Raw genomic sequence first — 24,445 nt, forward strand, 5'->3', positions numbered from 1 at the left:
TACCTCAGGACGCACCCCGGGGTGTGGCAGGCTGGGCAGATGAGTGACAGCACAGACGCCACAGCCACCACGGCCACTTCCCTGCGTGCCGCCGTCGACGCCGACCCGCGCAGCATGTGGGAACGCATGGTCGCCGGCGAGTACTACCTCGCCGACGAGCCGGACGTCGCCGCCGCGTCCGTCGCCGCACGCTCGGCGTGCTTCCGGCTGTCGCAGACCGACCCGGCGAACGCGGACTCCTGGGACGCGCAGGTCCGCGACCTGCTCAGCCACGTCGGCGAGCGGAGCCAGGTGTGGCCCGGGTTGCGCGTGGACTACGGCACGAACGTGCACCTCGGCGACGACGTCTTCATCAACGTGGACGCCACGATCCTCGACGTCTGCCCGGTGCGCATCGGCGACCACTGCCAGATCGGCCCCGGCGCACAGTTCCTCACCCCGCTGCACCCCCTGGAGGACCACGAACTGCGGGCGACCGGCTGGGAGTACGGCGCGCCGATCACCCTGGGGCGCAACGTGTGGTTCGGCGGCCGGGTGACGGTGTGCGCGGGCGTGACGATCGGCGACAACGTGGTGGTCGGGGCGGGTTCGGTGGTGACCCGCGACCTGCCGTCGGACGTGTTGGCCGTGGGGACGCCCGCCACGGTGGTGCGGAAGCTCTGAGCGTGCCCTGAGACCGGGCGAGGTCGGGTACCCACGGGGGTACCGGTGTTACCAGTGTTACTTATGTGACTTATATGACGTATGTTGCGTAGGAGAAACCTCCTCTCCTGCCGCATCCGTCCGTCCCCGCAGCCCCGAAGGCCCCACCGTGACCTGTCCCCGCCGCCCCCGCCCGTTGCGCCGCATCGCCGCAACCACCACCGCCGTCGCCACCGCGCTCGCGCTCGGCGCCGCCCTGCTCCCCACCGCCACCGCGCAGGACGCACCGGACGACCAGCAGGACGTCCGGGTCGACACGTCCAACGTGGACGTCGACCTCGGCGGTTTCCAGGACCTCCTCGAGAACGAGATGATCCTCGACTACGTCGAGCTCTGCCAGTCCGGCGACGAGACCGACGACGACGAGACCGACGACGAGGCGTCCGACGCGACCGAGGTGACCGCCGTCGCCGACTGCAGCCAGTCCACCGGCGACGGCATCGCCGTCGTCCTGCCCGAGAACATCGAGGTCGGCTCCGCCGCCGAGGAGATGACCATCGACCTCGGCGACGACATCTCCATCCTGGGAATGACCCTGGAGCTCGGTGAACGCAACCTCATCGAGATCCTGAGCGCCGTGGTCCTGGACCAGGACAGCCTCAGCCCCCTCGTCAGGCGGACCATCACGGCCCTCGGGTACCCCAACATCGAACCGCGACGGCTCGGCGCCTACAGCACCTACGCGCAGGTCCAGCAGGACGCCGCGCTGCCATACGAGGCCGCCTACCGCACCGAGAACGGCGCATGTAAGCGCCGCATCTTCGGGATCTGCGTCGAGTACGAGAAGGTCCAGGTCGAATACGACACCAACCTCGCCACGCGCACCGACGCGCTGAAGATCGCCGGGTACCTCACCGGCGAGACATACGACTACACGCAGCCCGTCGAGCTGCCGGAACGTCCTGCGCCGCGTGGCACGTCCACCGTGGCCGGGGACGGCACCCAGGTCGCCGCGTCCATGCGCGGCGGTGACGCCACCGCCGAGGCCAACGAACTCTTCGGCCTGCCCGGCATCGCCCTCGCCGCCGCCGACGAGGAGCGCAGCTCCATCGCCTACACCCGCCTCGGCTTCGCCTCCGCCATGAACATGGACACCGACGAGATCGGCCTGACCTGGTTCGGACGCGCCCTCGACTTCGACCGCCTGCGCGAGGACGGCATCGCCGACTTCGCCGGGGAGGACGTCGAGGACATGCTCGACACCGTCGACGACCTCGAGGTCCCCGCGCTCAAGGAGGTCAGCTGCTTCGGTCTGAACTCCCGCGCCACCGCCGAGGGACTCGGCAAGTGCACCAACATCCTCGGCACCGTCGACACCTACCAGGACCTGCGCGACCCCGAGGTCGGCGAGCACCGCCAGAGCCAGGTCGGCCTGACCGACGTGACCTCCCTCGTGCTCGGCAACGACGCCCTGTTCAAGCAGCTCACCGGCGAGACCGAGGACACCCCGTTCCTCGACGACCTGATGCACAACGTCACCTCCGAGGACGACCGTCTGAAGTTCGCCAAGGACTTCGTGCGTCTGACCTCCGACACCTACACCGACGAGGTCGAGACCCCCGTGCTCGACGACGACGGCAACCCCGTCCTCGACGACAACGGCGAGCCCGTCACCGAGATGACCACGCGCACCACCAGCGCCGCCTGGCTGACCAGCGACTACGGCTTCCGCGACCCGATCACCGTGGAATGGCTCGGACAGCGCGTGGTCTTCTTCCCCGCCGTCGAGGTCAACGGCGACGAGCGGCCCAACTACCTCAGCCTGCCGGAGATCGAGGCAGTCGCCGACGACGCCGACGCCGGACTACTCCCCAAGGTCAGCCTCGTCACCTGGGACAACGCCTTCGGTCTGGGCACCGTCGCACTGGACGACCTGACCCGCCCCGACCTCATCCTCGCCAACTGGCTCGACAGCGTCACCCTCGTCGACGACATCGTGTGGCTCAGCGAGCTGCTCGGCGGCGGGGACGGCGGTGCCGGCACAGACGTTGCGGAGGCGCTCGCGCCGTAACCGCCGACCCCGCTCGCGGCGTCCTACGCGGGACGTCCCGCGCGGGTCCGGGTACCAAGTTGGACCTGGGAGCGTTGAGTCGACCAACTCAGAGCTCCCAGGTCCAACTTGGTACCCCTGCACCGACAGCACAGGGGCCGAAATCGGGCCTACGAACTACGCGCCTACACGCCGTCCTTGACCGACTTGCCGGTCTTGTCGGCGATCATCTCGCACCGGTCGTGGGACCCGGGCGAGCACATCACGATCCAGTCGTCGTCGGAGACGGAGACCATGTCGTCGCGGGAGACCTCCTGGAAGACGCCCTGGTCCTCGAGCTCGTCGATGTCCATGTCGAAGGTGACCAGCACGGAGTCCAGTGCGCACCAGGCGGCCTGGCCGCCCGAGCCGCTGGCCTCCGAGCAGGCGAGGTCCCACGCGCTCAGCTGCTCCCTGGCCTGGGAGAGGTCGTCCCATCCGGAGTAGGTCTGCAGCTCGCGCTCCTTCTCCTCCTCTTCCTTCTTCCGCTTCTCCTCGGCCTCCTTGGCGTCGCGCTCCATCTCCTCGGCGAGGTTGGCCTTGAACTCCTCCTCGGTGATCGCGCCGTCCGGCAGCGTCGACTCCAGTCCGAGGGCTTCCGCGATGTCATCGCAATCGTCGTTGGACAGGTCGTTGCAGGATCCGACGACGTCGTCGCCGTCGAGCGCGCGGTATTTACCGCCCATGTCCTCGCGCGTCGCCGCGTACTCCTGGTCCGCGGAGAACTCCTCGAGCTCGTCGAGCTCCGCCTCGACAACCTCGCTGCCGGACTCCCGGTCCGCCTTGTCGAACAGCGAGATCTGCGGAAGGCCCGCCTGGACGCAGGCGAGCCGGATCGTGCTGAGGTCGCTACTGCTCGCCGGGGTCATCATGCAGCTGTCGTAGCCGTTCTCCTCGGCCTTGACCTGCATCGCCTGCAGCGCCTCGCTGCCATCGAGACCGGCGCCGGACGCTGCTGCCGCTGCGTCCGTTGCGCCCGCAGCGCCGGTGGCGTCCGACGCCTCGGCGTCGTCCCCGCCGCAGGCGGTGAGCGACCCGGCGCCGAGCACCAGGGCCGCGGCGAAGGCCGCGCCGCTGAGCTTCTTCTTCCTCATATTCATGAACGTCCACCCATTATCAAATCATATGGTTCTGAGTTCTTCAGCACCTGTCACCACCTGTTCACCTCAAGGGCCCTCGGATCTCACCGTGGATTCACCTCGGCTCCGTAGCGTCACGGTCTGTTCCTGACGTTTTCGTTTAGAGAGAGTTGACCGTGAACCACAACCGCACCGCCGTCGCCGTCCTGAAGACCGGACTGGGTCTCGTCGGCACCGTATCCCTCCTGGCCACCGCCGTCGCCTGCAGCGACAGCAACGCCGACGACAACGCCGACGGCGGCACCCCCGCCATCCAGCACCGCGAGGCCGACGGCGACCTGACCGCCAACGGCGGCGCCCGACGCCTCGACGGGGACCAGGGCGACTACGTCCGCGACGCCGTCGCCGCCACCGGCGCCAAGAACGTCATCCTGCTCATCGGCGACGGCATGGGCGACTCCGAGATCACCGCCGCCCGCAACTTCGCCGAGGGCGCGTCCGGCAGCTTCAAGGGCATCGACGCCCTCCCCGTCACCGGCCAGTACACCCACTACTCGCTGAACGAGGACGGCACGCCGAACTACGTCACCGACAGCGCCGCGTCCGGCACCGCCTGGGCCACCGGCACGAAGTCCTACAACGGCGCCATCGGCGTGGACGTCGAGGGCGAGAGCCAGCAGAACCTCATCGAGAAGGCCAAGTCCGCCGGCCTAGCCACCGGCAACGTGTCCACCGCCGAGATCCAGGACGCCACGCCCGCCGTGCAGGCCGCCCACGTCGCCAAGCGCAAGTGCTACGGCCCGGAGGACGCCGACGCCTGCGGCGACGACCTCCTCGACAAGGGTGGCGACGGCTCCATCTCCGAGCAGTACCTCGAGTCGCGCGCGGACGTCACCCTCGGCGGCGGCGCCGAGAGCTTCGCCCAGAAGGCCAAGGCCGGCGACTGGAAGGGCAAGACCCTGCTGGAGCAGGCCGAGGAACGCGGCTACCAGCTGCCCGCCAACGCCGCCGAGCTCGACGCCGTCTCCGAGGCCAACCAGGACTCCCCGGTCCTCGGCCTCTTCTCCGACGGCAACATGCCGGTGCGCTGGGACGGCGACACCGCCGAGAAGGAGGGCTACCTCAAGCCCGCGCAGGAGTGCACCGACAACCCCGAGCGCACCGAGGACATCCCCAAGCTCGCCGCGATGACCAACAAGGCCATCGACCTGCTGAGCAACAACGACGACGGGAAGGAGAACGGCTTCTTCCTGCAGGTCGAGGGCGCGTCCATCGACAAGGAGGACCACGCCGCGAACCCCTGCGGGCAGATCGGCGAGACCGTGGACCTCGACGAGGCCGTCCAGGAGGCGCTCTCCTTCGCCGAGGAGGACGGAGAGACCCTCGTGCTCGTCACCGCCGACCACGCGCACACCAGCCAGATCGTGGGCGGCGTCGACGAGGACGACATCAAGGAGATCGCCGAGGACAAGGACATCAGCGTGGAGGAGGCCCGTGCCACCGTGTACCCGGGCCTGTCGCGCAACCTGATCACCCGTGAGGGCGCGGAGATGACCATCGCCTACGCCACCTCCGACAACGTCGACACCGAGGCGCAGGGCCACACCGGCACCCAGCTGCGCATCGCCGCCTACGGGCCGTCCGCCGCGAACGTCTCCGGGCTGACCGACCAGACGGACCTGCACTTCACCATCGCCGACGCACTCGGCCTCTAGGTGCACCTGCCGGGGAGGTAGTTTCACCCCCCGCTATGCCGGGGGGGCGTGTGGTGGCATATCGTCACCACCATGACTTTCAAGAAGCTGGCGGGCTCCCTGTTGTTCCGGATCGTGGTGGCGATCGTCCTCGGCATCGTGTTCAGTCTCTTCTTCCCGGAGTGGCTGGCCAGGGTCTTCGTGACCTTCAACGGGCTGTTCGGCAACTTCCTGGACCTGTTCATCCCGGTGCTGATCTTCGCGCTGATCACCCCGGCGATCGCCGGGGTGGGCCGCGGGGCCGGGAAGTGGCTCGGGCTGACGGCCGGCATCGCCTACGGCTCGACCGTCATCTCCGGGCTCATCGCCTTCGCCGTCGCCACCGCCACCTACGGCTGGCTCCTGGGCGACCAGAAGATCAGCACGCTGATGGACATCGACGAGGGCGCGCTCTCGCCCTACTTCGAGATCGAGATGCCCGCGCCGTTCGAGGTGATGACCGCTCTGATCCTGGCCTTCTGCGTGGGCCTGGCGATGACCGCGGTGAAGTCGGACATCCTGCACGGCGCCGCCCGCGAGCTCGAGGGCGTGGTCATGAAGGTCATCAGCTCCTTCGTGATCCCCCTGCTGCCGGTGTTCGTCTTCGGCGTGTTCCTGTCGATGGGCATGAACGGCCACCTGCTGGACGTGATCTCCTCCTTCGCCAAGGTGCTGGTCCTCGCCGTGGTGATGACGGTCCTGCTGGTCATCGCCCAGTTCCTCGTCGCCGGTGCGCTCACCGGACGTAACCCGTTCAAGGCCCTGGTCACCATGCTGCCGGCCTACGCCACCGCGCTGGGCACCTCGTCCTCGGCGGCGACGATCCCGGTGACGCTGGCCAGCGCGAAGAAGAACGGTGTGCCGGACAACGTCGCCGGTTTCGTGGTCCCGCTGTGCGCGACGATCCACCTGGCCGGGTCGATGATGAAGATCGCCCTCTTCGCCCTCGCCGTGGTCCACATGTTCGACCTGGACGTGAACGCCGGGCAGGTCATCGGCTTCATCCTGCTGCTCGGCATCATGATGATCGCCGCCCCGGGCGTGCCCGGCGGCGCGATCATGGCGGCCGTCGGTGTGCTGCAGTCGAACCTCGGTTTCGACGCGGACCAGATCGCCCTGATGATCGCCGCCTACATCGCCATCGACTCCTTCGGTACCGCGGCGAACGTCACCGGCGACGGCGCGATCGCCATGGTCGTCAACAAGCTCTCCAAGGGCCGTATCGGCACCACCGACGACGAGATCGAGACCGAGGGTGTGCTGAACACCAGCGAGTCCTGATGCGCCGGCTCATCGTCGTCACCCACCCCGAGGCCACGCACCACGTGGACGGTCTGGTCGGCGGTTGGTTCGACTCGCGTCTCACCGCCCGCGGACGACAGGACGCCGCGCGCATCGCCGACGCCGTGGCGTCCTGCGTTGAAGGACGTGGCGGGGACGGCGGGGACGGCACAGCGCTCGTCGCGTCCGACCTGACGCGCTGCCGCGAGACCGCCGCGCCCGTCGCCGCGGCCCTGGGCGTGGAGGCCACGTTCCTGCCCGCGCTGCGGGAGAAGTCCTACGGCGAGGGGGAGGGACGCCCAGACGCATGGTTCCGCGAACGGTTCACCCCGCCGCCCGCCGTGGGCGAGCGGTTGGGGCACGACGAGGGGCTGGGCGCGGAGACCATGGGGGACTTCGCCCGGCGCGTCCACACGTGCATGGACGAGGTCCTCGCGGCGGGACGTCCCGACACTGTGGTGGTCACCCACGGCGGGACGGCGATGATGGTCGTCGCGCACTGGCTGCGCCTGCCCGTCGATACCCTGGGGTACGCGCGTTTCGGCGTGACGCCCGGCAGCATCAGCGTGCTGCGGGAGGACGACTACTTCCACAACCGCACCCTGGTCAGCCTCAACCAGACCGGGCACCTTGCCCGCTAGCTAGTTCACCGAGCCGATCCGGCTCAGGGGCCATACCTTGAACTGCACCTTGCCCACCACGTTGTCCAGCGGGACCATGCCCTCCTCCGGGTCACCGGCGAGGTTGTAGTAGCGCGAGTCCTTGGAGTTGGTGCGGTTGTCGCCCATGAGCCAGACCTTGTCGTCCGGCACGGTGACCGGGCCGAAGTACTCGCCCTGGCAGGCGTCCGAGCCGGTGGTCTGGTTCACGGGGTAGGCCATGGGCTCCTCGGTGAAGGAGTCGTCGACCTTCTCGCCGTCGACCATGATCCCGGGGTCACCTTCCTGGCACTGCACGGTCTGCCCGCCGGTGGCGACGACGCGCTTGACGAGGGTGAACTCGTCCGGGGCCAGGATGCCGATCTTCTCCAGGCCGGTCTGCAGACCCTTGACCAGCGGCTGGGACGAGCGGGTGGACACGTAGTCCTCCGACCACGCCTCGGTGCCGGTGAACACGACCACGTCGCCCTGGGAGACGTCGGTGAAGTGGTAGGACACCTTGTCCACGAAGATGCGGTCGTCCGTGCAGCCGTCGCAGCCGACGAGCGTGGGCTCCATCGACTCCGACGGGATCTGGTAGAGCCGTCCGACGAAGGTGTTGAACAGCCCGAGCAGCAGGATCGCGATGAGGAAGGTCACGAGGTACTCGAGCCACGCCGGACGCTTCTTCGTCGCGTCCGGTGCGTCCGTCGTTCCCGGCGTTTCCGCGGTTTCACTGGAGTCAGTCACCCTTGAGAGCCTATCCCACGGTCGGCGCCGCAGCCGGTCCTGCCACGGCGAACCAGCGTCCTGCGACGCGTTGCAACTGCACGGGCATGTCGTAGAGGACGCCCAGGTTCTGCGCGGTCATCGTCCGCTCCACCGGCCCGGCGTCCAGCACGCGGCCGTCCTTGACCATGAGCACGTCGGTGGTGGAGGCGGCGACCTCCTCGACGTGGTGGGTGATCAGCACCGTGGTGAGCCTGGGGTGGGAGGCGCGCAGGTCGTCGACGACACGCAGCAGCGTCTCGCGTCCGGGCAGGTCCAGGCCGGTGGACGGTTCGTCGAGCAGCAGCATCTCCGGGTCGGTGACCAACGCACGGGCGATGAGCGTGCGCGCCTTCTCCCCCTGGCTCATCTGGCTCCAGCGCCGGTCGGCCCTGTCCGCCATGCCCACCAGGTCGAGCAGTTCGGCGGCACGCGCGCGGTGCGGGGCGTAGTCGAAACGCTGGACGTAGCCGTTGGACGCCGACGCCCCGGACAGGACGGCCTCCTCGGGGGTGACGTCGTCGAGGCGCTGCTTCGGGTCGACGTAGCCGATGCGTTTCTGCAGCTCGCGGACGTCGGTGCGTCCGACCTGCTCGCCGAGGATGCGCACCTCACCGGTGGTGGGGTACAGCCGCGCGCCGGCGAGCTTGAGGATCGTGGACTTGCCGGCCCCGTTGGGGCCGAGCACGGCCCAGTGCGTGCCGGACGCCACGGCGAGGCGCACGTCCTCGACGAGGTGGCTGCCGCCGCGGCGGACGGTGACGTCGGTGATCTCGAGCGCGTTCATGGGTAGGCACCCTACGCCTGGCGCGTCCTCCCGGGCACAGCCGGCTACGGGGCCGACCGCCGCCTCTGCTAGGCGAACCCCCCTCCCCCCTTACCCCAATTCGGGAAGATACGCGCAGGTCACAGCCATCTGTAGCGCGCCATCCAGTTTTTTCTCGATAAACATTGTGCTCCTCGAATACATATTGTACTGTGAACCACACTTTACATAGTGTGTGTTCCACAACACACTTCGCGCCATTCAGATGGAGGTCGCCTAGTCATGACGACAACAAACAAGAAGACAGCACCCGCCGAGGGTGGTGTCACCGCAGAAGAGTCGTTCACCCCGGAAGAGAAGCAGTGGGTGGACAAGAAGAAGTACGCCTGGATCCTCAGCATGGTGCCCGGTGCCATGCCGCTGATCATCTGGGGCATCGTGGAGTGGATGCGGGCCATCAACGCTCCCGACGTCCTGGTCTCCGCGTCCTGGTTCCTCGGGCCCATCGCCGTGTTCATCATCGTCCCCATCGGGGACTGGGTCCTCGGCCGTGACGGCGAGAACGCCCCCGAGGAGTTCGTGCCCTGGCTGGAGGAGACGAAGTACTACCGGATCATCTCCTACCTGTACTTCCCGCTCATGCTGGCCAGCCTGATCCTGTGCTGCTGGCAGTGGACCTACGGCGGGCTCGAGTGGTACGACAAGATCGGCCTGGCCTGGACCATGGGCATGACCTCGGGTATCGGCATCGTCGCCGCCCACGAGCTCGGCCACAAGAAGGGCAGCTTCGAGCGCTGGCTCGGCAAGATCGTCCTGGCGGTCCCCGCCTACGGCCACTTCTACGTGGAGCACAACAAGGGCCACCACGTGAAGGTCGCCACCCCGGAGGATCCGGTCAGCTCGCGCATGGGTGAGAACGTCTACGCCTACCTGGTCCGTTCCATCCCCCGTCAGATCCCCCGCGCCTGGGACATCGAGAAGAAGCGTCTCGCCCGCGGCGGCAAGGGCCAGTTCAACCTGGACAACGACGTGCTCAACGCCTGGCTGATCACCGTCCTGATCTGGGGCGTGCTGCTCGCCGTGTTCGGCATCAACATCCTGCCGTACCTGCTGATCCAGGCGGTCATCGGTATCGCGCTGCTGGAGTTCGTCAACTACCTGGAGCACTACGGCCTGCTGCGCCAGAAGCTCGAGGACGGCCGCTACGAGCGTTGCTCCCCGGAGCACTCCTGGAACTCGGACAACCTCACCACGAACATCTTCCTGTACCAGCTGCAGCGCCACTCGGACCACCACGCCAACCCCACCCGGCGTTACCAGTCCCTGCGTTCGGACGTCTTCGCCCCGGAGCTGCCCGGCGGATACGCGACGATGATCGCCGTCGCCTCGTTCCCGCCCCTGTGGTTCAAGATCATGGACAAGCGCCTGATGCAGTACTACAACAACGACACCGAGCGTGCGAACCTCTACCCGGCGAAGGCCGCCAAGCTGCGTGCCAAGTGGGGTACGGCAGCACCGGCAGCCGCCACCAAGGAGGGCTGACCAATGACCGCGACCGCGAACAACGCATCGTCCGACGCCCCCGACATCGCCGCGATCCGCGCGACCGGCGGGGCCGACATCCCCGAGAACCAGGCTCCGCCGCAGAAGATGACGAACCCGAAGGTGCACTACATGCTCTGCACCGTGATCGCCGTCGTCGGCGCGGTGGCACTGGCCCTGGGCATCTTCGGGGCGTACGGCCTGGCCTACGTACACGCCGTGAGCCCGTGGCTCGTCCTGATCTCCCTGTTCTTCCTCCTGCCCGGCCTCGTCGGCCTGATCAGGGGCCCCGGGGTCCCGTCCACCCACGTGATCCCCCGGCCGAAGAACCGCAAGCCGATCGACTACGCCGCCGGCGCCGGTGGCGCCGCCGGCCCGGCCCCGGCGGCCTGACGAGTCCCCCTGCCCCACCCGTCGCCGTCGCCGGCGGCGGTTCCCTACTGCACACACCATTGAGAAGAGAAAGGACAGGTGACCACTGTGGCTGTCTACCAGTGCCCCCTGTGTGACTACCGTGTCGACACCGACGCAGGAGACGACGCCGAAGGGTTCTCCCCCGGATTCGACTGGGAGTCGGAGGTCCCCGAGGACTGGTTCTGCCCCGACTGCGGGGTCCGCGACAAGGTCGACTTCGACAAGGTCAGCTAGGTGCCGACCGCAACGGCAGCACCGGACACCAGCTCAGGAAAGGAGCTCACCATGGACGACTACAAAGTCTACGAATGCCTGCAGTGCGGGTACATCTACGACGAGGCTGAAGGAGACCCGGCGGAGGGCTTCCCCCCGGGCACCCTCTGGGACGACATCCCCGACGACTGGGAGTGCCCGGACTGCGGTGCGGCGAAGGCCGACTTCGAGATGGTCCAGATCAGCCGCAAGTAGCCGCACACCCTCACGTTGACGTACCACCGACTTCACAGACAGGATCCTGCTCATGACTGAACCCGACCACCAGCGCATCGCCGTCATCGGCGGCGGTGTGGCCGCCCACTCGGCGCTCAAGGCCTTCCTCGCTGCGGCCGGGGACACGGTCGGCTCCACCACCGTGGACATCTACACCCGGGAGGCGCACCGCCCGTACCGTCGCCCGTCCGTGAACAAGGACATCCTCATCGACGGCAAGGGCCCGCAGGACGTCTCCCTGCCCGGCGCGGTCTTCGACGGTTCCGACAACGTGGACGTCGAGCTGCACCTGTCCAGCGAGGTCACCGCCGTGGACACCACGGCCCGCACCCTCACCGTCGACGGCGAGGAGCGCCCCTGGGACCAGCTCGTGCTGACCACCGGGGCCTCCCCGCGTGAGCTCGACACCGCGTGGACCGCCGGACGCGACGTCCACTACATCCGCACCCCCGAGCACTCCACGTCGCTGCGCGGCTCCCTCCAGGGCCTGACCGCCGACGACAACGTCGTCATCGTCGGCGCGGGCATCCTCGGGCTCGAGGCGGCGGCCGCCGCGTCCTCCCTCACCGAGGCCAGCGTCACGGTGCTGGAGGCGCAGGACGACATCTGCCGGCGCATCCTGCCCGCCGCCGCGGCCGGCTGGCTGCGCCAGCGCCACACCGAGCACGGCATCGACATCCGCTGCGGTCTCAGCGACGAGCAGATCGACGCCGCGGTCAGTGAACTCGACCCGGCCGTCATGGTCGTCTCCGTCGGTCTCGACCGCGACGTCTCCCTGGCCCGCTCCGCCGGGCTGGAGGTCGGACGCGGCATCGTCACCGACGAGTTCGGCCGCACCTCCACCCCCGGCGTCTGGGCCGCCGGTGACTGCGTGGAGATCCGTGCCGAGGACGGGACCGTCAACCTCCCGGAGGACGAGGGGTCCGCCCGCCTGCTCGGCGGCATCGTCGGCGCCGCACTGGCCGGCAAGGACGCCGAGTCCTTCCTGCTCTCCCCGCCCAAGGGGTGGTCGCGCCAGTACGGTCTGATGCTCAACCTCGCCGGCGCCACCGGCCGACCGGTGCAGAGCGGCCAGCCCGGCCCGTCCGACACCCCGACGGACCACGAGCTCGTCCTGCTCAGCGAGGACGAGGAGCTCGTGGTGTTCAGCCTCGTCTCCCGCTCCGGCGGGGAGTCCGAGGTCTCCGGTGTCACCACCGTGGGCCGCAGCCCGGTCGTCCGCAAGGCGAAGAACGCCCTGGGCATGACCCTGCACGAGGTCGAGGCGGAGTTCTTCACCGACGGGGCGCTCATCTCCTCGGCGACCTGAGTCCCGCCCTCACGGGCCCACCGTGACCCACCGTCCTCAACGCCCGGCCACCCCACGCGGGGGCCGGGCGTTAGGCTTGTCGGCATGCACCAGGGACCCCGCACCGTCCGCACGACCGTCGCCGACCGGTGGACCGTCACCACGACCACCGGGAGGATCCGGGGCCACGCCGTGAACCACGGCGTGGCCTTCCGCGGCATCCCCTACGCCGAACCGCCCGTCGGTGACCTGCGCTTGCGCCGTGCACGCCCGAAGACCCCGTGGGACGGGACCTTCGTCGCCGACCGCCCCGGCGAGTACTGCAGCCAGTGGCGCGACGCCCGACACGGCCGGATCGGCTCCGAGGACTGCCTCTGGCTCAACGTCGTCGTCCCACACGGCGCGCCCCGCGACGGTGACGAGCAGCGTCCTGTCGTGGTCTACCTGCACGGCGGCTCGAACATCCACGGCTCCGCCCGCGAACCTCTGCTGTCCGGCGAGTACTTCGCCAACGCCACCGACGCTGTCTACGTGGCGGTGAACTACCGCCTGGGCATGCTCGGCCAACTCGCCCTCGGCCACGCCGACGGCCTCGACACCGACCGTTTCGAGACCAACGCCGGGCTGTCCGACATCGTCACCGCCGTCGAGTGGGTCCACGCCAACGCCCAGGCGTTCGGCGGCGCCCCGTCACGGATCACCGTGATGGGCGAGTCCAGCGGCGGCGCGATGGTCACCGCGCTGAGCGCCTCACCGCGGATGGACGGCCTGGTCGCCGGTTTCATCGCCCAGTCCCCCGCCGGCGCGATGGTGCACTCCCCCGCCCAGGCAGGGCAGCTGTCGGACGCGGCCCTGGAGCTGCTCGCCACCCGGACCGACGCCTCCCCGCTCGACGCCGACCACCGGGACCTCGCCTGGTTGACGGAGAAGCTCAACGCCGCGTCCTGGGGTGCGGCCGGGATCGCCGGCGCCTTCGCCCCGGTCGTCGACGACCTGCTGCCGCGCCACCCCCTGGAACCCGGCGCGCAGTTGGACGTGCCGCTGCTCGTCGGCACGAACCTCGACGAGTACGTGCTGATGCGCTGGAACCGGGTGTCGCGCAGGACGTTGCAGGGCCAGACCTGCGACTTCGCTGGCCTCATCGACGACGAACGAGGGCCGGACGTGCTGTCCACGTTCTACTCCGGCGGGCGGCGTCGCGGGGACGCCGGACGCTTCGTCGGCGACGCCCTGTTCACCGCCCCCTCCATGCGGCTGGCCGACCAGCACCCGTCCGGGCGCGCCTGGATGTACCGGCTGGACCTGACGACACCGTCGTTGAACATCTCCGGCATCGGTGCCACCCACGCCCTGGACCTGCCGATCCTCTTCGGACGCTACGACTCCGGACGCGGCCCCGGTGCCCTGGCCCTGGGCGGGCGCGACCGGATGTCGGCGACGACGGCGGTGATGCAGCAGCGCTGGCGCGAGTTCATCCACCGGGGTGACCCGGGCTGGACGCCCTACCGGGACGGTTTCGCCACCCAGGTCTTCGACGCCGGCGAGGAGACCGTCGACGACCCGGTGCCGGAGCTGCGTGAGGCGTGGTCGCGGGTGCGGCTCACCGGCTAGCGGCTGTTCGCTTTCCTCTGTTGCCCTGCCCCCTGTGACACCTTGAGCCCTCAGGTCGCGGATCGGGGTGATCGGGGCGACCTGAGGGCTCAAGGTGCGGTGCGTGTAGTGCGTGCCTGTCGGTCAGCCGCGCACGGTGGAACCGGTGAGCTCGGAGTCCTCGGGATCCTCGGCGCTCCCAGCGTTCTCAGTGCTCCCAGTGCTCTCAGCGTCCTCCGGCAGGTGCGCGCGGTGGCTGTCCTCACCGGCGGAGGCCTCGAACCCGCCCTCCTGGGCGGCGTCCCAGATCTCCTTGTCCCAGATGCCTGCCCGCTTGGCCACCACCGTGGCAGCCAGGGACTGACCGGTGACGTTGACCGCGGTACGGCCCATGTCGATGATCGGCTCGATGGCCAGCAGCAGGCCCACACCGGCGAGCGGCAGGCCCAGCGTGGACAGGGTCAGGGTCAGCATCACGGTCGCGCCGGTGGTGCCGGCGGTGGCGGCCGAACCGATGACCGAGACGAAGATGATCAGCAGGTAGTCGGTGAAGCCGAGGTCGATGCCGTAGAACTGGGCGACGAACAGGGCGGCGATCGCCGGGTAGACCGCGGCGCAACCGTCCATCTTCGTCGTCGCACCCAGCGGCACGGCGAAGGAGGCGTACTCGGTGGGCACACCCATGGAGCGTTCGGTGACACGCTGCGTCACCGGCATCACGCCCATCGAGGAACGGGTGATGAAGCCCAGGGAGGTGACCGGCCACACGCGGCGGTAGAAACCGACCACGGGCAGTCCGTTGAACGCGAGCACCGCCGGGTAGATGACCAGCATCACGATCGCCAGGCCGATGTAGATCGCCAGGACGAACTTGCCGAGGGAGCCCAGGGCGTCCCACCCGTAGTCGGAGACGGCGTGGCCGATCAGCGCACCGGTGCCGATCGGTGCCAGGCGGATGATCCACCACAGCACCTTCTGCACCACGGTGAGCAGTGACTCGGTGACCGCCAGGAACGGTTCGGCGGACTTGCCCGCCTTCACCGCGGCCACACCCAGCACGATGGAGATGACCAGCAGCTGCAGCACGTTGAAGCTCAGGCCGATGTCCCCCTCCGAGTTGGCGGAGGCCGCCAGGCCGAGGATGTTGTCCGGGACGATGGACTCGAGGAAGCCGAGCCACGAACCGGAGCTGGACGGCTCGGCGGCGCTGGTCGCGTCCACCGAGGTGCCCTCGCCCGGCTTCATCACCAGGCCGACGCCGATACCGACGAGCACGGAGAAGAAGGCGGTGATGGCGAACCAGATCAGGGTGCTCACCGCCAGGCGTGCGGCGTTGGCGACCTTGCGCAGGTTGGCCACCGAGGTGATCACCGCGGCGATGATCAGCGGCGGGATCATCAGCTTCAGCAGGCTGACGTAGGTGGAGCCGACCTCGTCGAGGAGGGTGCCGAGCCAGCTCTGGTCGTCCTCACCGAGGTCGGCGCCCTGGGCGCGGGCGATGAAGCCGAGGATGAGGCCGATGACGAGACCGGCGATGACCTGGGCGCCGAACCCGGTGAGCCAGCCCGGGATGCGGCTGCTCCGTTGGTCGTGTGTAGTCGACATGCGCGTGTTCCTGATTCTCTTCGCTGCACGGGTTACGGACAGACTCATCTGTCTATTCTTGGTGTCCATACTCTAACGCCACCGGCCCCCGAATCCATTCCCGGGTGGGTCCCGGCGGTGTCCCTGACCGTTGGCTGGCAGTGGCGTCCGGAGTCCATGTCGATCCGTCCACAGCCCGCCGATGAGCTCGCGGACCATGCCGCGGGCGGTATAACGTTGATCCGTAATGAGCCTGACCACCACACGATTCACCCCGTCCGCCCTGTTCCGGCGGCGTGCCACCGCCACTACCGCCACTACCGCCACTGTCGACACCGCCACCACCGCGCGCACCGCCGCCCCGTCGCGAGGCGTCCGCACGCGGGACGTCCTCAACGTCCTGGCGGTCGTCACCGCCCTGGCCGTGATCAACGTCACCGCGCACTTCTCCCAACTCGCCGCCGTCGCCACCACCGTCCCGGTGGGCGTGGCGATCCTGTTGGTCATCGCCCGCGCGAACGGGATGACCTGGCGGGACCTCGGGCTGGGACGCCACACCCACGGCAAGGGCCTGCTGTACGGTCTCGGCGCGGCCGGCCTGGTGGTGCTGGCCGTCAGCATCGGCCTGGCCATGCCGTTCACCAGGGAGTTCTTCTTCAACGAGTCCTACGCGAGCCTGCGTACCGCGCTGATCGCCGCATTGGTGATCATCCCGCTGCAGACCGTCCTGCCCGAGGAGCTGGCGTTCCGCGGCGTACTGCACGGCACCCTGGCACGCATGGGCGGCACGAAGCTGGTGTTCTTCGGCAGTTCGCTGCTGTTCGGTCTGTGGCACATCGCCAGCTCACTGAACCTGACGGCCAGCAATGCCGGCCTGACCGCCTTCCTGGGGTCCGGGACGGCGGCACAGTGGCTGGGCGTGGGCGCCGCCGTCGTCGCCACCGCCGGGGCCGGCGCCGGGCTGACCTGGCTGCGCCACCACACCGGCAGCGTGATCGCCCCGATCGGCCTGCACTGGGCACTCAACGCGGTGGGTGCGCTCGCCGCAGCCGCAGCCTGGCAGCTGCTCTAACCGGCGCCGGTACGAGGCTCACTCGCAGGCGACGCCGTCGTTGTCGCCGTCCATCTGCGCCCGGTAGCCCGGCTGGCCACGGTAGAGCGGAGCCGCTCCGGCCGCACGTGCCGCGGTGCAGTTCTGGTAGTACACCTCACCGCCGACCTCCCCCGCCGGCTCGGCGGCAGGGGCCTGCTCGGGGGCCTGCTCCGGGGCCTGTTCGGCGGCAGGTTCAGCGGCCTGCCCGGGAGCCTCCTCCACCGGGGCGAGGCCGGCGGAACCGTCCGAGTCGCAGTTGCCGAGTTCGCGGGCGATCGCGTCATGCTCGGCGGCGGTCACCCACAACGCGTACTTCGCCTTGACCTGCACCTGGGTGGCCACGTAGCTGCAGCGGAAGGCGCGGTTCGCCGGCAGCCAGGTCGCGGCGTCCCCGTCGCTCTTCTGCATGTTCGCCGGGCCGTCGACGGCCAGCAGGTTGAGGTGGTCGTTGGCGAGCTCCTCACGACGCTCCGACGACAGCTGCTGCGCACCCTTCTGCCACGCGTCCGACAAGGCCACGACGTGGTCGATGTGCACCGCGGTACTCGTGTCCGGGCCACGCACGAAATCGATCGTGGTCGCCGTGTACGGATCGTCCAGGGTGCCGGTCATCACCTTGCACGGGCCCTCCCGGTCGATGTCGGTCATGTCCCGGGCGAGGACGTCGTTGCGCTGGTCGCAGCCGTTGCGGTCGGTGTCCTTCCACCGCTGGCCGAACTCGTCGCGGCTGTAGCCGGTCTTCGGCGCCCGGCCCTTGACCTCCAGGGTGCCGAGCATGTCGACCATGTCCTGTACGGCGGGTTCGCCGGACGCGGCGTCGGCTCCGTCGCCGGCGTCCCCGGTCTCGGCCGCGTCCGTCGTCGGCTCCGGGGAGGACGCTTCGGACGACGCGCCGGACGCTGCCGCCGGCGCGGACGTCGCGGCGGACGTGGCGTCCTGCGTGGTGCCGGCGCAGCCGGCGAGGACCAGTGCGGTGGCGGTGACGGCGGCGAGTACGGACGCCCGGCCGGTGAAGCTCATGTGACCCCTGAGTCTGATGTGGTCGTTACGACTCACATACTAAGGGGACAACTCACACGGGTGTTACTCAGGCTCGTGGGCGGCAGCGCCACGCGGCCACCAGCAGCAGCACGAAACACACGATCCCGGCGATACCCTGCACGTTGCTGAGCAACCAGTTGCCCTCGAACGCCCGGTAGTACGGCTCCACCGTGGCCCCCACGCTCACGTCGTTGCGCGGCAGCACGTTCGCCGCCAGCAGCACGAACACCCCGACCAGGGTCACCCAGTCGCGCGAGGCACCCTCCCGGCCCAGCACCAGCGAGACCAGCAGCCCCACCGCCACGATGATGCCCGTCCAGTGGTGCGTGACCGCCACCGGCGCGGAGATGCTCACCGCCAGCACCATCAGCAGCAGCACCGACACCGGACGCCCCGCCCGGCCCAGCTGCCAGGCACCCCAGCCCGCCAGCACCGCGATGACCAGCAGCCCGGGCAGCATGATCGTCTGCGCCAGGTCGCCGTCCACCCCGGCGCGGGAGATCAGCCCGGTCAACGCCTGGTTCGCCTCGTAGTCCGGCGGGCCGCCACGGTCGCCGTTGAAGAACTCCTCCGTCCAGTAGAACAGGGACTCCGCCGGACGCATCGCCCAGCCGAGCGCCACCGTGACGAAGAACGTCCCGGCCGAACGCGCCAGGTCGCCCCAGCGTCGCGACACCAGGAAGACCAGCGCGTACGCCGCCGGGGTGATCTTGATCCCCGCGGCCAGGCCCACCCCGGCACCACGCAGCCACCGCGGCGTGTACCCCAGCAGGTCCGCGGTGACCAGCAGCACCAGGAACACGTTGATCTGCCCGTACATCAGGTGCGTCTGCAACGGCTCCAGGCACAGCGCGAAGCCCAGCATCGGCAGCGCCACCAGCAGCGGACGCCACAGGCGCAGCCGGTCGGCGACCATCGCCAGCACACCCCAGGCGGCCACCAGGCTCGTCGCCGTCCACAACGCCTCCATGAGGTTCTCGTCGAACCAGGTCAGCGGCACGAACAGCGCCGCCGCGAGAGGCGGGTAGATGAAGGCGAAACCGCTACGTGAGTCGAAGTCCTCGCCGTAGAGCCCGCCGCCCTCCACGACGGCACGTCCGGCGTCGCGGAACACGCCCACGTCCAGCAGGTAACTCGAACTGACGTGCCCGATGACGCCCACCAGCTGCCACACCAGCAAGACGACGCCCACCGCCGCGGCCGCGCCGGCGACGGTGCGTCCTGCGGTGGTCCGTGGCGTCCTGCGTGGCGTCCTGCGAGACAGCTGCCCCGGCAGCGTGTCCGACACCGTCCCCGGGTCACTGGTGGGCTCGGGACGCGACGGTGCGGCAGGGGTCATGGCAGATGGTCTCTTCCGTACGGGGCTCGGTTGGTCGGCTCAGGTGGTCAGGTCGGTGAACAAGCGTAGGGGACGGCGCTGGCCACGCCACCCCCGCACACTGTGAAACCGCTGTCAGCCCCGGTGGGACTGACAGCGGCTTCAGGAGAAAACGCGGCTGCCTGCTAGGCGCCGGAGGAGATGTTCCCGCTACCGTCCTCCAGGTGAGCCCGGATGAACCACTGGAACTTCTCCATCTCGCGCACCTGGCCCACGATCAGGTCCTCGGTGACCGGATCGAGCTGGTCCACGGCGGAGTCGGCCTCGCGGGTGTCCACGATGACCTTGTCGTAGATCTCGTTCAGGGCGGTGAGGTGCTGCTGCACCGTGCCCTTGTTGATCGGGTACTGCAGCGGGTCGCGGCCCGGTGCGTGCGAATCAGGGGTGCCGACCGGCTCGCCACCGAGCGCGGCGATGCGCTCGGCCACGTCGTCCGCGTCACCACGGACACGGTCGACCTCGGGGTCGAGCATCTCGTGGACACCGATGAACGTCGGACCAACGACGTTCCAGTGCGCGTGCTTGAGAATCAGGTGCAGGTCGTTGTACGCGGTGAGACGCTCCTGCAGGATGTCGATGACCTGCTTGGCGTCGCCCTCGGACAGGCCCGGAACAGTGAAGTTACTCATGATGTGAATCTCTCCTTTCACTAACTCAGAGTACGCGCGGGCGGCGGGGCCCGCCATGTTCACATAATTGTTCTCGCCGACCTCCCACGGAATGTAGTGTTACCGATATTATGACTTCACGAACGAATCCCTCCCGCGTACGACGTCTCGCCCGCCGGGCCCAGGGGCAGGTCATGAAGCGGGTCTTCTCCGGCCCCCAGGCCTTCGAACGCTCCCTGGACGTGTGGCCGCCGCTCGCCGGCGCCGGCGTGAAGGTGCGCGGCATCGCCGACGACTGGTCGCACGGCACCGTCGTCCTGCGACTCGGCCCGCTGAACCGCAACATGCACGGTGCGGCCTTCGGCGGCACGCTGTTCGCCATGACCGACATCCTCTTCGGCACCCTGGTGATGAAACGCCTCGGCTCCGACTACGAGGCCTGGACCCGCACGGGCAGCTTCCAGTACCTGAACCCGGGGCGCAACGGGGCCAAACTCCTCGTCGACGCGGACGACGCGATGATCGACGACATCATCTCCAAGGTGGAGCAGCACGGCTACTACAACGTGGCCTACACCTCGGTGATCCGTAACCCCGACGGCACCGTGGTGGGCATCGGCCAGCAGGACCTGCACGTACGCCCCCGCAAGGGCCGCGAGGCGCAGCGTCCCACCGCGCAGGACGGCTCGACGACCGCGCGCGGAGTCGAGGAGTCCGCCCCGCCGCTGGAGCCACGCGGCATCACGTTGGCGTCGCTGGTCACCGCCCTGGCGTGGCGGGCGTGGGGCAGTGAGGACGATGCGTCCGACCGTGGCGGGCAGCTCAACTCCGCGCTGAGCCACTCCCGCCGTATCCCCGATCCCGAGGACCAGGCGCGCTACGTGGCGGCCGAGGCGCTGAAGACCGGCGCACTGACCCGCGAGCAGATCCTGGAACTGCACATCCCCGAACGGCTGCTGCCGGTAAGGAACGAGGAATGAGCGCGACCACCCCACCCCACTCACCGCACTCCCCGCCCGAGCAGGCCGAGCGGGCTGGGCAGGCCGGGCGCGGCACCGGCCGGCGACGGTCCCTCCCGGTGCGGCTCTACCGCTCCGTGGAGAGCTACATCACCCGCTACGTGTTCTCCACCCCACGCGGGATGGAGCAGGTCACGCGCCTGTGGCCGCCGCTGGCGGGCTCCGGCATCCGGCTGCGCAACATCGCCGACGACTGGTCCCGCGGCGAGGTTGTCCTGCGGCTCAGCCCGATGACCCGCACCCCGAACAACGCCGCCTTCGGCGGCACCCTGTTCGCCATGACCGACATCCTCTTCGGCACCCTGGTGATGCGTCGTCTGGGTTCCGACTACGAGGCGTGGACGCGCACCGGCACCTTCCAGTTCCTCAACCCGGGGCAGAACGGTGCGTTGCTGCAGGTCGAGGTCGACGACGACATGGTCGCGATGATCCGCCAGCGGGTGCGTGACGACGGCTACCTCAACGTGGCCTACACCTCGGTGATCCGTAACCCCGACGGCACCGTGGTCGGCATCGGCCAGCAGGACCTGCACGTACGCCCCCGCAAGGGCCGCGAGGCCAGCCGCGAGTTCGCCACCGACGGATCCTCCACACCGCGCTCGGCCGACGAGTCCGCCCCGCCGTACGACCCGACCGGAATCACCCTGGCCTCCCTGGTCACCGCCGTGGCGTGGAAGGCGTGGGGCGGCCCCGAGGACCGGGCCAACGGCGACGGCCGGTTGAACTCGGTGCTCAGCCACGCCCGACGCATCCCGGTGCCCGAGGACCGCGCACGCTACGTGTGCGCCGAGGTCCTCGCCGACGGTGCGATGACCCGCGACGAGGTCATCGGCATGCGCATCCCCGAGTCGCTGCTGCCGTAGCCGGCGCTACTGCCCCTGCCCCGCCTCGCGCGGCAGGACGAACGCCAGGATCTCCGGCAGCGTGACGACCCGCGGCAGCAGGGTGCCTGTGCCGACTGTGCCGCCTGTGCCGCCGGCGCCACCGGACCCGCTCACGCCCACGAGCTGCTCGCTGGCCTCACGCATCCGGCGGAACGCCTCGTACACCGGCATCGACGCCGGCAGCACCAGCAGGTCCCGGGCCAACGGGGCGGCCGGGGCCGTCCGCGCCTCCGGCAGGGTGTCGCGCACGTGCAGCACCGACGTCGACGTACCGTCCGGCCCCTCCAGTAGGACGCGCATCTGCGCGGTGCGGCGGGCGGCGTCCTGCACCTCCCCGACCGTCGCCGCGGCCGTCAGGTGCGGGACCTGCGTGCCCGGCAGCTCACCGAGGGTTCGTTGCTGCAGGTCCAGGGCGCCGGCGATCTGGGACTGGAACTCCGCCTCCAGGGCACCCTCCTCGGCGGAGTGCTCCACGAGGTGGCGCAGGGTGGCGGCGTCGTGCCCGCCCGCGGCGGCCCGGTCGACCGGTTCCACCCCGGACATCTTCACCAGGCGGTTGGCCACCCGGTTCATCCACAGCAGCAGCGGACGCAGCACCCACGCCAGCGCCCTCGCCGGCACGGACACCAGACGGGCGGCGCGCTCCGGGAAGGCGATCGCCCACGACTTCGGCGCCATCTCGCCGAAAACCAGGTGCAGGAAGGTCACCACCAGCAGGGCCAGGACGAAGGACACGGTGTACGCCGCACCGTCCGGGATGCCCCAGGCGGTGAACAACGGCTTCAACCAGGCCGACACCGCCGGCTTGGTCACCGCGCCGAGGGCGAAGGTGCAGGCGGTGATGCCGAGCTGCGCGGCGGCGAGCATCACCGTCAGTTCATTGACGCCGCGCAGGGCGGCGCGGGCGGTGAGGCTCCGGTCCGCCGCGTCCTCCAGCCGGTGGCGCCGCACGCCCAGCAGGGCGAACTCGATCATCACGAAGAAGGCGCTGCCCACGAGCAGCAGCAGGGTCACCAGGACCACGGTGAGGTCACTCATCGTCGCTCACCTCCAGGTGGACGAGCAGTTCGGTGGGTACGTGGTTGCCGACCTCGGTCACCTCGGCGACCAGGACGCGGTCCTGCGGGCGGTCGTCGACGACCTCACGCGGGTCCCGCGGCAGGGCGACGGGCACGACCTCACCGACCTCCGGCAGGGAACCGAGCTCGTCGATGACCAGCCCGGCGAGGGTCTCGTACTCCCCGTCGGGCAGGCGCACGTCGAGCACGCGTGACACCTCGTCGAGGTGCTCGTCACCGGCGATACGCCAGCGCTGCACACCGTCGGAGGTGGTGACCTCCGCACTGATGTGGTGCTCGGGGGCGTCGTGCTCGTCGGTGAGTTCGCCGACGAGCTCCTCGGCCAGGTCCTCGGCGGTGAGCACGCCGGACACCCCGCCGTACTCGTCGACCACGCAGGCCAGCCGGTTGTCGGACTCCTGGAGTTCCACCAGGGCGTCCGGCAGGGCCATGACCTCGGGCAGCACCACCGGCTCACGCACCAGCGTGGCCACCGTGGTGGACGGGTCGAGGTCGGGGTCGAGGACGTCGTCCAGGTGCAGCACACCGTAGAGACGTTCCTCCTCCTCGTGGGACTCCTCGTCCTCCACCGAGCCGAGCACCGGGTAGCGGGTGTGGCCGCCGGCCATGCGCACGCGCGCCTCGGCCACGGTGGTGCCCGGGTCCATCTCGCCCAGGCGCGCCCGGGGCACCATCGCGTGCTCCACGGTGCGCTCGGGGAAGTCGAGGATGCGGTCGATCAGCATCGACAGCTCCCGGGGCAGGTCACCGGAGGCGCGCGAGTCGGCGACGATGCGTCCCAGGTCCTTGCGGTCGGCGGTGGAGTCCACGTCCTCCACCGGGGTCACGCCCACCAGGCGCAGCAACGCGTTGCTGGACCAGTCGAAGAAGGCGATGAGCCAGCCGAAGAGGAACAGGTAGGCCTGCGTGGACCGGGCCAGGGCACGGGCCAGCGGCTCCGGGGCGGCGATGGCGAGGTTCTTCGGGTACAGCTCGGCGAAGATCATCTGCACCACCGTGGCCACCAGCAGGGTGACCGTGGCGGCGACGGCGGCGGTGCCCGCCCCGCCGAGGATCTCCCCGACCGAGCCGCCGATCATCGGTTCGGCCAGCTCACCGACCAGCAGGCCGGTGACGGTGATGCCCAGCTGCGCGCCGGAGAGCATGAAGCTCGTCCTGCGGGTGACCGCCAGGGCACGTCCGGCCGCGGCGTCCCCGTCGGCGGCGAGGGCGCGCAGACGCGCCCGGTCCACCGACATGTACGCGAACTCCTGCGCCACGAAGTAGGCGTTGGCGACGATGAGGGCCAGGATGACGACGATGCCGAGCAGCAACGTCAGCAGCGGGCTCACCGGTCACCCCCTGAGGCCGGTGCGCTCCCTGCGCGGGGCGGGTGGCTGTGGCTGCTCCTGCAGTTTGTGCCACCCCTGGTACTCGGACACGGACCATCGTCCATGGTGG

The 24,445-nt window shown here is 69.4% G+C and carries 23 protein-coding genes; 14 read left to right on the forward strand and 9 right to left on the reverse strand.

Features of this window, described 5'->3' with window-relative positions; all coding sequences use genetic code 11:
• The first annotated feature begins 39 nt into the window (after window positions 1–39).
• On the forward strand, window positions 40–663 hold the full coding sequence (locus ACT3UN_RS07810; RefSeq protein WP_444656859.1) for a sugar O-acetyltransferase: 624 nt from the start codon (window positions 40–42) through the stop codon (window positions 661–663).
• 148 nt (window positions 664–811) lie between these two features.
• A complete protein-coding gene (locus tag ACT3UN_RS07815) occupies window positions 812–2,713 on the forward strand; it encodes a hypothetical protein (protein WP_444656860.1) in 1,902 nt (633 codons plus the stop codon).
• A 164-nt stretch (window positions 2,714–2,877) separates the two neighbouring features.
• Here ACT3UN_RS07815 and ACT3UN_RS07820 read toward each other — a convergent pair whose 3' ends face one another.
• Window positions 2,878–3,825, reverse strand: coding sequence for a hypothetical protein (locus tag ACT3UN_RS07820; RefSeq protein WP_441578974.1), 948 nt, complete (start codon window positions 3,823–3,825; stop codon window positions 2,878–2,880).
• A 161-nt stretch (window positions 3,826–3,986) separates the two neighbouring features.
• Between ACT3UN_RS07820 and phoA the strand changes: the two genes are divergently transcribed.
• The 3 genes from phoA to ACT3UN_RS07835 all read left to right on the forward strand — a co-directional run bounded on the left by phoA (window position 3,987) and on the right by ACT3UN_RS07835 (window position 7,465).
• Entirely contained in the window at window positions 3,987–5,525 is a 1,539-nt protein-coding gene (phoA, locus tag ACT3UN_RS07825; protein WP_441582866.1) for an alkaline phosphatase, read from the forward strand.
• A gap of 72 nt (window positions 5,526–5,597) precedes the next feature.
• On the forward strand, window positions 5,598–6,824 hold the full coding sequence (locus ACT3UN_RS07830) for a dicarboxylate/amino acid:cation symporter (RefSeq protein WP_301443025.1): 1,227 nt from the start codon (window positions 5,598–5,600) through the stop codon (window positions 6,822–6,824).
• Window positions 6,824–7,465 carry a histidine phosphatase family protein gene (locus ACT3UN_RS07835; protein ID WP_441582867.1) on the forward strand — a complete coding sequence of 214 codons (642 nt, stop codon included), beginning with the start codon at window positions 6,824–6,826 and terminating at the stop codon, window positions 7,463–7,465. The genes ACT3UN_RS07830 and ACT3UN_RS07835 overlap by 1 nt, the downstream gene beginning before the upstream one ends.
• On the opposite strand, the gene lepB is transcribed toward ACT3UN_RS07835, so the two are convergent.
• A complete protein-coding gene (gene lepB / locus ACT3UN_RS07840) occupies window positions 7,466–8,212 on the reverse strand; it encodes a signal peptidase I (RefSeq protein ID WP_301443023.1) in 747 nt (248 codons plus the stop codon). It lies immediately after the preceding gene.
• 10 nt (window positions 8,213–8,222) lie between these two features.
• The gene (locus tag ACT3UN_RS07845) at window positions 8,223–9,017 is read right to left on the reverse strand and encodes an ABC transporter ATP-binding protein (protein WP_444656861.1); all 795 of its coding nucleotides are present in this window, start codon (window positions 9,015–9,017) and stop codon (window positions 8,223–8,225) included.
• 261 nt (window positions 9,018–9,278) lie between these two features.
• Between ACT3UN_RS07845 and ACT3UN_RS07850 the strand changes: the two genes are divergently transcribed.
• The 6 genes from ACT3UN_RS07850 (at window position 9,279) to ACT3UN_RS07875 (ending at window position 14,340) form a co-directional block, all read left to right on the forward strand.
• On the forward strand, window positions 9,279–10,538 hold the full coding sequence (locus ACT3UN_RS07850; protein WP_441582870.1) for an alkane 1-monooxygenase: 1,260 nt from the start codon (window positions 9,279–9,281) through the stop codon (window positions 10,536–10,538).
• 3 nt (window positions 10,539–10,541) lie between these two features.
• Window positions 10,542–10,931: a hypothetical protein gene (locus ACT3UN_RS07855; protein WP_301443021.1), complete on the forward strand. Its 390-nt coding sequence runs from the start codon at window positions 10,542–10,544 to the stop codon at window positions 10,929–10,931.
• 78 nt (window positions 10,932–11,009) lie between these two features.
• The gene (locus ACT3UN_RS07860) at window positions 11,010–11,186 is read left to right on the forward strand and encodes a rubredoxin (protein WP_441579309.1); all 177 of its coding nucleotides are present in this window, start codon (window positions 11,010–11,012) and stop codon (window positions 11,184–11,186) included.
• Between the two features lie 51 nt (window positions 11,187–11,237).
• A complete protein-coding gene (locus ACT3UN_RS07865; RefSeq protein ID WP_075816283.1) occupies window positions 11,238–11,420 on the forward strand; it encodes a rubredoxin in 183 nt (60 codons plus the stop codon).
• Between the two features lie 52 nt (window positions 11,421–11,472).
• Window positions 11,473–12,750 (forward strand): NAD(P)/FAD-dependent oxidoreductase, encoded by a 1,278-nt coding sequence (locus tag ACT3UN_RS07870; protein WP_444656862.1) that lies wholly within the window; start codon window positions 11,473–11,475, stop codon window positions 12,748–12,750.
• 84 nt (window positions 12,751–12,834) lie between these two features.
• On the forward strand, window positions 12,835–14,340 hold the full coding sequence (locus ACT3UN_RS07875; RefSeq protein WP_444656863.1) for a carboxylesterase family protein: 1,506 nt from the start codon (window positions 12,835–12,837) through the stop codon (window positions 14,338–14,340).
• Window positions 14,341–14,463: 123 nt separating this feature from the next.
• On the opposite strand, the gene ACT3UN_RS07880 is transcribed toward ACT3UN_RS07875, so the two are convergent.
• The gene (locus ACT3UN_RS07880; RefSeq protein WP_301444178.1) at window positions 14,464–15,924 is read right to left on the reverse strand and encodes a dicarboxylate/amino acid:cation symporter; all 1,461 of its coding nucleotides are present in this window, start codon (window positions 15,922–15,924) and stop codon (window positions 14,464–14,466) included.
• Window positions 15,925–16,150: 226 nt separating this feature from the next.
• Between ACT3UN_RS07880 and ACT3UN_RS07885 the strand changes: the two genes are divergently transcribed.
• Window positions 16,151–16,975 carry a CPBP family intramembrane glutamic endopeptidase gene (locus ACT3UN_RS07885; protein WP_444656864.1) on the forward strand — a complete coding sequence of 275 codons (825 nt, stop codon included), beginning with the start codon at window positions 16,151–16,153 and terminating at the stop codon, window positions 16,973–16,975.
• 18 nt (window positions 16,976–16,993) lie between these two features.
• Here the strand turns inward: ACT3UN_RS07885 and ACT3UN_RS07890 are convergent, their stop codons facing one another.
• From ACT3UN_RS07890 to dps, 3 genes are all read right to left on the reverse strand, one after another.
• The gene (locus ACT3UN_RS07890) at window positions 16,994–18,016 is read right to left on the reverse strand and encodes a GmrSD restriction endonuclease domain-containing protein (protein WP_441582322.1); all 1,023 of its coding nucleotides are present in this window, start codon (window positions 18,014–18,016) and stop codon (window positions 16,994–16,996) included.
• A 67-nt stretch (window positions 18,017–18,083) separates the two neighbouring features.
• The gene (locus ACT3UN_RS07895; protein ID WP_301444185.1) at window positions 18,084–19,376 is read right to left on the reverse strand and encodes a glycosyltransferase 87 family protein; all 1,293 of its coding nucleotides are present in this window, start codon (window positions 19,374–19,376) and stop codon (window positions 18,084–18,086) included.
• A gap of 164 nt (window positions 19,377–19,540) precedes the next feature.
• Window positions 19,541–20,044, reverse strand: a complete 504-nt coding sequence (gene dps, locus ACT3UN_RS07900; protein WP_301444084.1) for a DNA starvation/stationary phase protection protein Dps — start codon at window positions 20,042–20,044, stop codon at window positions 19,541–19,543.
• A gap of 110 nt (window positions 20,045–20,154) precedes the next feature.
• On the opposite strand from dps, the gene ACT3UN_RS07905 reads away from it, so the two are divergent.
• Together ACT3UN_RS07905 and ACT3UN_RS07910 are read left to right on the forward strand one after the other, a co-directional pair.
• Entirely contained in the window at window positions 20,155–21,003 is an 849-nt protein-coding gene (locus ACT3UN_RS07905) for a PaaI family thioesterase (RefSeq protein ID WP_444656865.1), read from the forward strand.
• The gene (locus tag ACT3UN_RS07910) at window positions 21,000–21,905 is read left to right on the forward strand and encodes a PaaI family thioesterase (protein ID WP_441582324.1); all 906 of its coding nucleotides are present in this window, start codon (window positions 21,000–21,002) and stop codon (window positions 21,903–21,905) included. The genes ACT3UN_RS07905 and ACT3UN_RS07910 overlap by 4 nt, the downstream gene beginning before the upstream one ends.
• A 6-nt stretch (window positions 21,906–21,911) precedes the next feature.
• On the opposite strand, the gene ACT3UN_RS07915 is transcribed toward ACT3UN_RS07910, so the two are convergent.
• On the reverse strand, window positions 21,912–22,964 hold the full coding sequence (locus tag ACT3UN_RS07915; RefSeq protein ID WP_444656866.1) for a CNNM domain-containing protein: 1,053 nt from the start codon (window positions 22,962–22,964) through the stop codon (window positions 21,912–21,914).
• The gene (locus ACT3UN_RS07920; protein ID WP_301443843.1) at window positions 22,957–24,327 is read right to left on the reverse strand and encodes a hemolysin family protein; all 1,371 of its coding nucleotides are present in this window, start codon (window positions 24,325–24,327) and stop codon (window positions 22,957–22,959) included. The genes ACT3UN_RS07915 and ACT3UN_RS07920 overlap by 8 nt, the downstream gene beginning before the upstream one ends.
• Window positions 24,328–24,445: the final 118 nt, after the last annotated feature.

Origin of the sequence: Corynebacterium sp. AOP12-C2-36 (assembly GCF_052379185.1) — a bacterium.
Lineage (GTDB): Bacteria > Actinomycetota > Actinomycetes > Mycobacteriales > Mycobacteriaceae > Corynebacterium.